The organism is Chloroflexota bacterium, from assembly GCA_018648225.1.
GTDB lineage: Bacteria > Chloroflexota > Anaerolineae > Anaerolineales > UBA11858 > NIOZ-UU35.
In genome coordinates this window covers 7,575-19,719 of sequence record JABGRQ010000063.1, presented here as the reverse complement: position 1 = coordinate 19,719, position 12,145 = coordinate 7,575, and the positions used below count along the sequence as shown (strand labels likewise).

The window sequence follows — 12,145 nt, the reverse complement described above, 5'->3', positions numbered from 1 at the left end:
CAGCGGCAGCCAGGTGATGAAGATTTTCCGAAGCGAAACGGGATTTAAGGAAGATGGTTGAATCAAAGGGTTTTCTCTGTTTTTTCTTGCGCATCTGCGTGAGGGGATATTTAGGCCGTCTGTGGTTCTTTGGGCAGCGCCAGAATTGCCGGAATCGTGACCAAAGCAATCAACGCGCCGATTAAAAAGGTTGTTCGCAATCCCCAGGCATCACCGGCCATACCTACCAGCAGCGATGAAAACGACATACCCAAAAAACTGATGAACATGAATAGCCCATTGGCCGTGGCGCGGTTTTCCGGGTGATGGTCTTGCACCAAAGCCAGCAGAACTGGCTGAGTGGACAGGCTGAAAAAGCCCAGCATAATCAACGCCGGAATGAGCAGCCAGCCCTTTGCCAGCAAAAACAAGCCGGTCATCACCGTCGCGCTGACCATTGCAATGATCAAAGTTGGTTTGCGCCCCACCCGGTCGCTGACGCTTCCGCTGATCAGCGCGCCGACGACACCGGCGCCTTCAAGCACCGACAATGAAATACCCGCAAATACCAGACTGGCCCCTTCGCCCTTCATGAAGATGGGCATGAACCGCGTGATGCTGGTCGCCAAAAACGCGCGCGGCACCACAATAAAGAACATTGGCAAAAAGAAAGCTATATACTGTGGCAATGCATCGAAAAAATTTCCCGGTTTTTTCTGCTCCGATTTACTTGAAACCGAACGGAAGCGCCAGAGCAAGAGCAATGAGGCAGCCCATCCGATAATCAGGAGCCGATATATGCCATCAAATCCCCAGATGCCAATGCCCGCGACCACAATCAACGGGCCAACCGTGCGGCCTAATTCGCCGCCCGCCATAAACCAGCTCATACCGCGGCCCACATTTTTGCCAGAAATACGGGCAATCATTGCCGGGGCTGGGGCATGAAACGCCGCCGAACTGATCCCCATCATGACCAGTAGCAAAATAATCGCTGTCTGGTTAGGTGCATTTCCCAAAAGACTAATCACCGTCGCAGTGACTGCCGGGGCAAAAATAATAAAATAACGGACGCTGATCTTGTCTGCCAGATAGCCGATAAAAGGGTTTATAAGCGCGGGAAGTTGTGAGAGCATGGTCAAAAAACCGACCATCGTCAGTGAGAGTGAAAGCTTTTCCTGTAATTCAACCAACAGCATTGGCAAAAATGCCGAATACGTGTCATGAACAAAGTGTCCGCCAACAATTGTGAGAACATTTTCAGTTTCGAACGGAGCTTCTTCGGTTGCGTTTTTTTTGAGAATCTGTGATGTCATATAAGCTGCCTTTCAAGTGATTGCCAAATATACCGCATCTTGAATGCTGACACAAGAAAAGCCGCGCAGATTGCTTGACTCATCGCACACTCTCCAGTACAATCCCGCCCTATATGAACCACAAAACCATCCGCTTCTTCGCTTTTTATTTTTATTACGGTAACACCCCTACGGTTGCCGTTGGTGGCGCTTAAGCGGATAAAGATAAGCACAACGATCTGAGACGCGAGGCCAACGGCCTCGCGTTTTTGCTTTCTGGAGGAAAGTATGCCTGTACGAGGAATACGCGGCGCGATAACTGTGGATGAGGATCATCCCGAAGCGATTCTTGCCGCAACACAAGAACTGCTTGAAAAGATCGGAGTATCAAACCCGGCCCTGCGCGTGAGCGACCTCGCCAGTGTTTGGTTCACCCTCACAGCCGATCTCCGTTCCGTTTTTCCCGCCAAAGCCGCGCGCCAGCTTGGTTGGACAGATGTCCCCCTGATGTGCGCTCAAGAGATCCTTGTCCCTGGGAGTCTGCCGCGCTGCGTGCGTGTGCTGATCCATTGGAATACCGGCCTGCCGCAGAACGAGATTCGCCATATCTACCTGCGTGAGGCCGCCCAACTCCGCCCGGATATTTCTGGGTAGGAAAAACTTATGATGAAATCAGGAAGCCACGAAATAATTTTCTGCGTTCCTGGTTTCATCATAAAAAAGATAGTCTGCCAAAAATTAGGAGAGAAATAATGCTAATTATCATGCGTCCGGGAGCCAGCAAAGTAGAAACCCAGGCCGTTATCGCCCGTATCGAATCACAGGGTCTGGCTGCCCACCCCATTTACGGCGAAGAGCACACCGTCATCGGCGCAGTCGGGGATGGTCGCCCGGTCAATCGCGATCAATTCATCCTCATGGATGGCGTCGACCGGGTTGTGCCTATCTCGCGGCCCTTCAAGTTGGCCTCGCGCGAATTCAGCCTGCAAGATTCAGCTTTCCCGCTCAACGGTATTTCAATTGATCCAGGGCATGTTGTTATCATTGCCGGGCCGTGCTCGGTAGAGAGCCGCACGCAAATTTTAGAAGCCGCCCATGCCGTTAAAGAAGCCGGGGCGCACGCCTTGCGCGGGGGCGCCTTCAAACCGCGCACATCACCCTACTCCTTCCAGGGGATGGGCGAAGAAGGTCTCGAACTGCTTGCCGAAGCGCGTGAACAAACCGGCCTGCCCATCGTCACCGAAGTGATGACTCCCGAACAAATTCCCCTGGTAGCTAAATATGCTGACATGCTCCAGATCGGGGCGCGTAATATGCAGAATTACTCATTGCTTAAAGCCGTTGGCCAGTGTGAATGTTCCGTATTGATCAAACGCGGCTTATCCTCCACCGTGGAAGAACTACTCATGGCAGCGGAATATGTGCTTTCTAAAGGTAACCGGCGCGTCGTTTTGTGTGAGCGCGGCATTCGCACTTTTGAAACTTCCACCCGCAACACTACTGACATCAACGCTATCCCTGTGCTTAAAGCGCAGACCCACCTTCCTGTGGTGCTCGACCCCAGCCACGGCACCGGGCATTGGGAGTACGTCACCGCGATTGCCCGCGCCGGTATCGCCGCCGGAGCCGATGGCCTGATCGTCGAAGTACATCCTGACCCCGATAATGCCCTCTCGGATGGCGGTCAGTCGCTCAAACCCGAGCGCTTCGCCGAGATGGTGCTGCAAGTCAAAGCCATCGCCGAAGCCGTGGGCAAAAAACTCGCCCCCACACAATAACAAAATGGGTTCAATCTGAATGTACTTTGGATGACCGGAAGTCGATTTTATCGATTGAGCCATTTCTTTAGCTAAAGGAGACTAATCCATGCTCATTATTATGCGAGCTGGTGCTAGCCAGACCGAAGTGAAGTCGGTTGTGGCGCGCATTGAAGCCCAGGGCCTGAATGCCCATCTTTCGCAAGGCGAAGAACGCACTATTATCGGAGCCGTGGGAGATGGCCGTATCGTTAACCGCGATCAATTCGTTGTTATGGATGGCGTTGACCGCGTGGTGCCGATCTCGCGTCCTTTCAAGTTGGCCTCGCGCGAATTCAGTCCTCAGGATTCGGCCTTTCCGCTCAACGGCATCTCCGTCGAGCCGGGTCAAATCGTGATTATCGCCGGGCCATGCTCGGTGGAGAGTCGCACACAAATTTTGGAAATTGCTCACGCTATCAAGGAAGCCGGAGCGCACGCCTTGCGTGGCGGGGCTTTCAAACCGCGCACCTCGCCCTATTCCTTCCAGGGCATGGGCGAAGAAGGCCTGAAATTACTCGCCGAAGCGCGTGAGCAAACCGGTTTGCCCGTCGTCACCGAAGTTATGGCCCCGGAGCAAGTTTTGTTGGTCTCTCGATATGCCGACATGCTCCAGATTGGGGCGCGCAATATGCAAAATTATGCACTGCTCAAAGCTGTTGGACTCGGCGACCGCCCCGTGTTGCTTAAGCGCGGTCTCAGCGCAACCATTGAAGAGTTGTTAATGGCCGCTGAATACATCCTTTCGAAAGGCAATCGTCGTGTCGTTCTGTGTGAGCGCGGCATCCGCACTTTCGAAACGGCCACCCGCAACACTACCGATATCAACGCTATCCCCGTACTTAAAGCGCAGACGCATCTCCCCGTAGTCCTCGATCCCAGCCATGGCACCGGGCACTGGGAATACGTCACCGCGATTGCCCGCGCCGGTATCGCCGCCGGAGCCGATGGTCTGATTATTGAAGTCCACCCCGACCCTGATAATGCTGTCTCCGACGGTGGGCAGTCACTCAAGCCTGAGCGTTTCGCCGAAATGGTCAAGCAGGTTGCCGGTATTGCCGGAATCCTCGGAAAACAACTTGCGCCACAGGTGAGTTAGATGAGACCTCCGAGATTTCCACAACGATTGGCGTTTATAAACAGCATTGTATTGCAAATTGAGTTGCCGAAACACAACGCTTAAAGGGTCTCCGGGAATCGCCGTGGTAGTTCCCAAAGAACCCTCCTAAAATCTCAGAGGTCTAATGAGAGTCCTTTATGATCGAAGATGGATTTTTCCGTAGAAAAACCATAGCCATAGTTGGCCTGGGGCTGATGGGCGGATCGCTGGCGCTGGCGCTGCGCTTGCATGTCGGCGCTTTGCTCGCGGTGGATCCTGATCCCGAAACCCGGCGCTACGCCCTGGAGCGCAGGCTCGTGAATAAAGCCTCCGCGGATCCGGCTGAAATTCTTCCCCAGGCAGATCTTATCATCCTGGCCGCGCCGGTGCGGGTGAACTTGCAACTGTTGGCCCAACTCCCGACGCTTTGCCCGACCTCCAGCGCAGTCATCGATCTCAGTTCTACCAAAGCCGAAATTGTTGCCGAAATGAATCGCCTGCCAGAGCGTTTTTTTGCCCTGGGCGGGCATCCGATGTGTGGCAAAGAAACCTCCGGCTTGCCTCACGCCGAAGCCAAACTTTTCAAGAATGCCGTATTCGCCCTGACGCCCACTGAGCGCACCACGCCCGCCCTGCGAGAACTCGCCGAACAAATGATTTCCCTGATTGGCTCGCGCCCCCTCTGGCTGGATGCCCAAACCCATGATAACTGGGTGGCCGCGACCAGCCATCTGCCCTACCTACTTTCGGCGGCGTTATCAAGTAGCGCTCCACCCGAGGCCGCGCCCTTAGCCAGCAGCGGATTCCGCAGCGCCACCCGTCTGGCCGCCAGCGACGTGGATATGATGCTGGATATTCTGCTTACCAACCGCGCTCCGCTCATCTCCGCTTTGCAGAATTTTCGTCTGGCCCTCACCGAACTCGAAACCACCCTCGCTGCTACCAATGAACGCGCCCTTAGAGAACAACTCACTCATGCCCGTGGTTCTCGGAAAAAACTGCTGTCAGACTAACTTTCAATTTTTAGCCTGCAATTTGTGAACCTATCTCTCAATCATGACCTTGCCAATCACAATCACTCCTATCCCTCAGCCCCTCGCCGCTCGCGTGCGCGTACCCGGTTCCAAGAGTCACACCAATCGCGCTTTGCTTGTCGCCGCGCTGGCCTCCGGGCAGACAGTTCTTGAAAACGCGCTCTTCTCGGATGACTCACGCTATTTTGCGGCTGCCCTCACCGGGCTGGGTTTCGATGTCCACCTGGATGAGCCGCGCCGCACGATTACAGTCACCGGCCTCGGTGGGGAAATCCCCGCTCCGCAGGCCGATCTCTATATTGGGAATGCTGGCACCGCCGCCCGTTTCCTCACCGCCATGCTGACTCTCGGCAGCGGCCAATTCATCCTCGACGGCGAGCCGCGCATGCGCCAACGTCCCATCGGAGATCTGGTTGTGGCTCTCAATAAACTTGGCGCTCAAGTTGTGGCCCCCACGGGTTGTCCGCCTGTGAGCATTCGCGCCAACGGCCTCCCCGGTGGAAAAACTTCCATCCGCGGCGATACCAGCAGCCAATACCTGAGCGGCTTGCTGATGACTGCACCTTATGCTCAAATTTCCGTTGAGATCGAGGTTAGAGGCCCATTATATTCACGCCCCTATATTGACCTGACCCTGGGCGTGATGGCTGATTTTGGCGTGGATGTTCAGCGCGTAGACTATGAGCGGTTTTGTGTTCCCCTAGGTCAGTACAAAACCCCGGAGCGCTACGCTATCGAGAGCGATGCCTCCGCTGCTTCCTATTTTTTTGCTGCCCCGGCAATTTGCGGAGGCTGGGTCGAAGTAGAACATCTCTCCCGGAAGGCACGGCAGGGGGATATCGCCTTTTTGGATGTGCTCGCGGAGATGGGCTGCATTGTGACAGAATCCCCCGCAGCGATCCGCGTTACCGGCCCGCTGCGCTTGCGCGGCGTGGATGTAGATATGGCCGACATCCCCGACACCGCTCAAACCCTGGCCGCGATTGCTCCCTTCGCCGAAACCCCAACCACGATTCGCGGGATTGCCTCTGCCCGCCACAAGGAAACGGATCGTATCGCTGCGACCTGTTCTGAATTATCCCGCCTGGGCGTGCGCGTGGATGAACACCCCGATGGCATGACGATTTATCCGTGTAACGCTGTTCGTCCGGCGCGTATCCAAACCTATAATGATCACCGCATGGCGATGGCCTTTGCTCTCGTCGGCTTACGCGCTCTTGGCATAGAAATTGAAAACCCTGCCTGTGTAGCGAAGACTTTCCCGGATTATTTTGATGTCTTGGGGCAACTGACGACCTGACCACCAGACTTATGACTTCTTTATACAATCTTCAACCTTCAGCCTTCCGTTTGGGATTGATCGGCTACCCGCTCAGCCACAGTCTGTCGCCGCGCATTCATAATGCTGCTTTGCGCGCCCTCGGCCTGGAAGGGGAGTATTGCCTGTACCCTGTACTCCCTCACTCCTTACTCACATCTCACTTAGGGAGAGGGGCTGGGGGTGAGGGATTGTATTTTCTTGAAAATTTACTTGAGACCATGCGAGCGGACCAACTTCACGGCCTTAATGTGACCATCCCACATAAGCAGGCTGTGATGCAGCATCTCGATGCCCTTACTCCCGCGGCGCAAGCCATCGGCGCGGTGAACACGATATTTCGCCAGGGCGATCAATTGATTGGCGATAATACAGACGCGCCCGGTTTTTGGGATGACATTGTCCGACGCCTGGATGTCTCGACATCGCGACCTCTCGACGCATTAATCCTGGGTGCTGGCGGCTCGGCGCGCGCCGTTGTCTATGCCTTGCTCTCGCAGGGCTACCGCGTCACCATCGCCGCCCGCCGTCTTGAGCAGGCCAATGCCTTTGCCACACACTTCGCTGGTAAATTCCCGAATCTGCAACTTGAAACCTTCAACCTGCAATCCAAAGTTCTACGTGACCGCCCCTTCGATATCATCGTCAACACTACGCCCCTCGGCATGTCGCCCAATACCGAAGCTTCGCCCTGGCCTGTGGAGACTCCCTTTCCAGAAAACGCCGCCATTTATGACCTGGTTTATAATCCAAACGAGACTCTGTTGGTCAGGCAAGCGCGCGCTGCCGGGCTGAAAGCTGTCACCGGGTTTGGGATGCTGATTGAGCAAGCTGCTCTGGCCTTCGAGCGTTGGACGGGCCTTGAAGCCCCTCGTACTCTGATGCATAAAGCCTTAGACGAACCGACGAAATGATATTATGACGAATCCGACTGACAAACTTTCCCCAAATTATTTCGCCACCCTCAGCGCCCGCGTGGCCGAATTGTGCGCCGCCGGATATGATGTCATCCGTCTGGATATTGGCTCGCCAGATTTACCGCCTGCCGCGCATATTGTGGAAGCACTGACTCGCTCGGCGCGTGATTCGACCAGTCATGGCTATCAACCCCTCAGCGGATCGTCGGAAATCCGTCGGGCGTGGGCGCAGCTTTACCAGAATCAGCATGGAGTAAAACTCAATCCCGATGATCTGCTGCCCCTCCTGGGGTCGAAAGAAGGCGTCTTCCATCTTTCGCTGGCAATTCTCAATCCGGAGGATGTGGTTTTGGTTCCTGATCCCGGCTATCAAACCTACGCTCAGGGTGCGCGTTTTGCCGGAGCTGAGCCGGTCAACTTTCCGCTGCTCCCCGAAAACGGCTTTTTGCCTGATTTAGACGCCATCCCTGCCGAGATCGCCTGCCGCGCCAAATTGATGTGGTTGAACTATCCCAACAATCCCACTGCCGCCGTTGCCAATCTGGAATTTTTTGCCCGCGCCGTGCAGTTCGCCCGCCGCAACCAGATTTTGCTGGTGCATGATGCGGCCTACACCCAGATCACCTTTGACGGCTGGCGCGCACCCAGCATTTTAGAAGTACCGGGCGCGGCGGATGTGGCTGTGGAACTTAACACGCTTTCGAAATCGCATAATATGGCTGGCTGGCGGTTGGGGGTGGCGGCGGGCAACAGAGTGGCCATCGGTGCATTGCGCAAGCTAAAAACACATGCCGATAGCGGCCATTTTTTACCCATTCAAGAGGGTGCCGTTGCCGCCCTGACCGGCGACCAGGGCTGGCTGGCCAAGCGCAATGCTGTGTATCAGGCGCGTCGTGACGTTACCATGAACGCCCTGCAAAGTGTGGGTTTGCAGCCGCACGCGTCGAAAGCCTCGCTCTATATCTGGTGTCCGATTCCGGAGGGCTGGCGTTCGATGGATTTTGCCTTGCATATTTTAAACACTGCCCATGTCAGCGTGACGCCCGGAACCATCTTTGGCCCGCGTGGCGAAGGCTATTTTCGCTTATCGTTGGTGCAGCCGGAAGAAGTGATCGAGGCGGCGATGCAGCGAATGAAAAATCTATTGAAAGTTGCATGTTGAAAATTGTTGTTGAGCCTTCAACTTTCAACTTGTAACCTTCAACTTTCAACCGAAGGAAACTCCATGTTTACAACACGATTGCGATTTTTGACTGCTGGCGAATCCCACGGCCCCGAATTAACTGCTATTCTCGAAGGGCTGCCCGCTGGTTTGCGCCTGGATATGGAAGCCCTCAATCATGAACTGGCTCGCCGTCAGCAGGGCTATGGGGCTGGCCCGCGCATGAAAATGGAGCGCGACCAGGCGCAAATTCTCAGCGGCGTGATGGCGGGCGAAACCATCGGCGCGCCGCTTGCGATGCGTATAGCCAATTTGAATCACGAGAAATGGCTGGGGCAGGCCATTGACCCTTTCACCGCGCCGCGCCCCGGGCATGCCGACCTGACCGCAGCGATCAAATATGGTTACCGCGACCTGCGCCCTTCGTTGGAGCGCGCTTCGGCTCGTGAGACGGCTGCCCGCGTGGCGGCAGGTGCGGTGTGCAAGCATTTGTTGGCCGAATTCGGGGTGAAGATTATCGGTTATGTGCGCGCCATTGGGGAAGTTAAAGCCGATATTGAGAGCATCCCGCTCGAAAACCGCGCCGCCCAGGCTGAAGCCAGCGATGTGCGTTGCCCCGATCCCGTCTCCGCCGAAGCCATGCGCACCCGTATCCGTCAGATTATGGAGCAGCGCGATACTCTCGGCGGGGTGATTGAAGTTGTAGCCCTCAACCTGCCGCCCGGCCTGGGTTCACACGTTCATTGGGATCGCAAGCTCGAAGCCCGTTTGGGCGCGGCGGTGCTGGGTGTGCAGGCTATTAAAGGTGTCGAGTTCGGCCCGGCTTTCGAAAATACTCGTCTTCCTGGCACACAGGCCCATGATGCGATTTCCCTTACCCCTGGAACATCTCCCTCGCGGGACGAGGCGGAATTATCCCGCCCCAGCAACCACGCCGGGGGCATCGAGGGCGGCATTAGCAATGGGCAGCCGCTTATCATTCGGGTGGCGATGAAACCCATTGCGACCACACTGACCCCGCAGCAAACTGTCGATCTTGCCGACGGTCAGCCGCACCCCACACAGTACGAGCGCTCCGACTTTTGCCCCGTGCCGCGCGCTGTGCCGATTATTGAGGCTGTCGTTGCCTTTATCCTGGCTGATGCGCTGCTCGAAAAACTGGGTGGCGACTCGCTGGCCGAAATGAGACCGCGCTTCAATGCCCTGCGTCGGGCGCGTCTCGAAGACCTTCCAATGGACAACACCCCTCACACCTGGTGGCCTGCATGAGCAATTCAACTTTTAACCTTCAACCTTCAACCGTTTTACTCTACGGCCCTTCGGGTTCGGGTAAAAGCACCATTGGCCGTTTGCTGGCCGAAAATTTAAACTTGTCCTTTGTTGATTTAGATGTGGAAATCGAAGCTCGCAGCGGGATGCTGGTCCCCGAGATTTTCGCATCCCAGGGCGAAGCGCGTTTTCGAGAGTGGGAACGAACGACTTTGGAGCTGATCCTGGCATCCGATGAACAGGTGATTGCCCTCGGGGGCGGCGCGCTGACCGTGCCCGAAACGCGTCAACTGGCTGAGCGCGCCGGAGATGTGATCCTACTCCACGCCGCGCCGGATGCACTACTGGCGCGCCTGCAAGCGGATGATGATCCACGCCCGCTATTAGCCCCCTCACCCCTGGCTCCACTTCCTGAGGGAGAAGTGAAAGCAAGTGCGGAAAAATTGGAATCTATGCTCGCCCGACGCAGCGGACATTACGAATCCTTCGAACGCAAACTCGATACCACGCATCTCAGTCCGGAAGAATCTACCTGGGAACTTCAGATCAAGTTGGGGCGTTACCATCTCAAGGCCATGTCCCCGGCCTATGATGTACGCGTCCAGCCCGGCGGGTTGGATGAACTCGGCGTGCTGATGCAAGCGCGCGGCCTGAACGGCCCGGTGGCGGTTGTCACGGATGAAAATGTCGGGGGGTTGTACCTGCCTCGGGTACTGGAATCCCTTCAAAAATCCGGCTACGAAGCGCGCGGAATCACGATTCCCGCTGGGGAGACGTACAAAACCCTGGAAACGGTATCCCAACTCTGGGACGGGTTTTTATCCGCAAAAATCGAACGCCGCAGCACCGTGGTGGGTTTGGGCGGTGGGGTGGTCGGCGATCTGGCCGGGTTCGCCGCCGCGACTTTTTTGCGCGGTGTACCTTGGGTGGCCGTGCCAACCTCGCTGCTGGCGATGGTAGATGCCAGCATGGGCGGCAAAACTGGCGCCGACCTGCCGCAAGGCAAAAACCTGATCGGCGCTTTCCACCCGCCGCGGCTGGTGCTGGCCGACCCCGAAGTGTTGGCGACCCTGCCTGAAGAAGAACTGCGCTCCGGGATGGGGGAAGTGGTTAAACATGGTGTCATTGCGGATGCTAAATTGTTCGAGATTTGCCGAAACTTTCGAGGTCTCACTGACCTCGGAGGTTTGCTCGTCAGCCGGGCGATGGCGGTGAAAATCCGCGTTATCGAGCAAGACCCCTTCGAGCGCGGCATCCGGGCGGCGCTGAATTTAGGGCATACCATCGGGCATGCCGTTGAACTGGTTTCGGGCTTTGAACTACGCCACGGAGAAGCGGTGGCGATTGGCACGGTGGCCGAAGCGCGCCTGGCCGAACAGATTGGCCTGGCCGAGTCCGGTTTGGCCAATAAGATAGCTGCTGTGCTGCAAGCCGTCGGGCTGCCCACGGAAATTCCCCCTGAACTTGATCGGGATGCCCTCATCCACGCCATGCAATACGATAAGAAAAAATCTGGCGGCGCGGTGAAATTTGCCCTGCCCGCGGCGATAGGGGATGTGCGCGTGGGGATAGAAGCAGCGGATATGGGTATTGCTCAGGTTATAGCCAGATGCACGACAATGGAACGCGGATGACGCAGATTTACACAGATTTTTTTGCTTTTATCTGCGGAAATCTGTTTAATTCGCGTTATCCGCGTTCTATTCCAACGGTAGCTAAGAAGGTATAGTTTTCGTAAGAAAGAAGGGAAGCATTATGTTAAAAATTCTCATTTTACATGGCCCCAACTTAAACTTACTCGGTCTGCGCGAGCCGGATATTTATGGAGCGCGGACATTGGATGACATCAACGCGCGTTTGGTTGATCTGGGCGCGGAATTGGGCGTCGAAGTGCGTGCATTTCAGTCGAACAGCGAAGGGGCGCTGATTGATGCTCTGCATGATGCCCGCGGCTGGGCCTCGGGGGTGGTTTTCAACCCCGGGGCATATACCCACACCTCGGTAGCGCTGCGGGATGCTATCGCTGCCATCGAAATCCCGGTGGTTGAAGTGCATCTCTCGAATGTGTACGCCCGCGAAGAATTTCGGCACAAATCGCTGTTGGCCCCGGTTTGTCTGGGGAAAATCAGCGGCTTCGGCTGGGAGTCGTATGCCCTGGGGCTGCGGGGTCTCGCATCGAAACTGGATGGCCGAGACGCGATAAGATAACGCGAATATCACGAATAATGCGAATGACGCGAATGAAAACAAAGGAAAATTCGCGCCGTTCGCGTTCC

Annotated in this window: 11 protein-coding genes; 10 read left to right on the top strand and 1 reads right to left on the bottom strand. The window is 55.9% G+C overall.

Annotated features, from left to right (window positions below; all coding sequences use genetic code 11):
- Window positions 1-110: 110 nt before the first annotated feature.
- Entirely contained in the window at window positions 111-1,295 is a 1,185-nt protein-coding gene (locus HN413_04590) for an MFS transporter (protein MBT3389667.1), read from the bottom strand.
- A gap of 267 nt (window positions 1,296-1,562) precedes the next feature.
- Here HN413_04590 and aroH point away from each other — a divergent pair, with 267 nt between their 5' ends.
- The 10 genes from aroH to aroQ all read left to right on the top strand — a co-directional run bounded on the left by aroH (window position 1,563) and on the right by aroQ (window position 12,077).
- Complete coding sequence (aroH, locus tag HN413_04585) at window positions 1,563-1,928, top strand: chorismate mutase (GenBank protein MBT3389666.1); 366 nt, start codon at window positions 1,563-1,565, stop codon at window positions 1,926-1,928.
- 98 nt (window positions 1,929-2,026) lie between these two features.
- Window positions 2,027-3,052 carry a 3-deoxy-7-phosphoheptulonate synthase gene (aroF, locus tag HN413_04580; protein MBT3389665.1) on the top strand — a complete coding sequence of 342 codons (1,026 nt, stop codon included), beginning with the start codon at window positions 2,027-2,029 and terminating at the stop codon, window positions 3,050-3,052.
- Between the two features lie 88 nt (window positions 3,053-3,140).
- A complete protein-coding gene (gene aroF, locus HN413_04575) occupies window positions 3,141-4,169 on the top strand; it encodes a 3-deoxy-7-phosphoheptulonate synthase (protein MBT3389664.1) in 1,029 nt (342 codons plus the stop codon).
- A gap of 158 nt (window positions 4,170-4,327) precedes the next feature.
- On the top strand, window positions 4,328-5,182 hold the full coding sequence (locus HN413_04570) for a prephenate dehydrogenase/arogenate dehydrogenase family protein (protein MBT3389663.1): 855 nt from the start codon (window positions 4,328-4,330) through the stop codon (window positions 5,180-5,182).
- A gap of 43 nt (window positions 5,183-5,225) precedes the next feature.
- Window positions 5,226-6,503 carry a 3-phosphoshikimate 1-carboxyvinyltransferase gene (gene aroA / locus HN413_04565; protein MBT3389662.1) on the top strand — a complete coding sequence of 426 codons (1,278 nt, stop codon included), beginning with the start codon at window positions 5,226-5,228 and terminating at the stop codon, window positions 6,501-6,503.
- A gap of 11 nt (window positions 6,504-6,514) precedes the next feature.
- Window positions 6,515-7,435 (top strand): shikimate dehydrogenase, encoded by a 921-nt coding sequence (gene aroE, locus HN413_04560; protein MBT3389661.1) that lies wholly within the window; start codon window positions 6,515-6,517, stop codon window positions 7,433-7,435.
- A 4-nt stretch (window positions 7,436-7,439) separates the two neighbouring features.
- Window positions 7,440-8,600, top strand: a complete 1,161-nt coding sequence (locus tag HN413_04555; GenBank protein ID MBT3389660.1) for an aminotransferase class I/II-fold pyridoxal phosphate-dependent enzyme — start codon at window positions 7,440-7,442, stop codon at window positions 8,598-8,600.
- Between the two features lie 63 nt (window positions 8,601-8,663).
- Window positions 8,664-9,869 (top strand): chorismate synthase, encoded by a 1,206-nt coding sequence (gene aroC, locus HN413_04550; GenBank protein MBT3389659.1) that lies wholly within the window; start codon window positions 8,664-8,666, stop codon window positions 9,867-9,869.
- Window positions 9,866-11,503: a 3-dehydroquinate synthase gene (aroB, locus tag HN413_04545; GenBank protein ID MBT3389658.1), complete on the top strand. Its 1,638-nt coding sequence runs from the start codon at window positions 9,866-9,868 to the stop codon at window positions 11,501-11,503. Before aroC ends, aroB begins: the two co-directional genes overlap by 4 nt.
- A 121-nt stretch (window positions 11,504-11,624) precedes the next feature.
- A complete protein-coding gene (gene aroQ, locus HN413_04540; GenBank protein MBT3389657.1) occupies window positions 11,625-12,077 on the top strand; it encodes a type II 3-dehydroquinate dehydratase in 453 nt (150 codons plus the stop codon).
- Window positions 12,078-12,145: the final 68 nt, after the last annotated feature.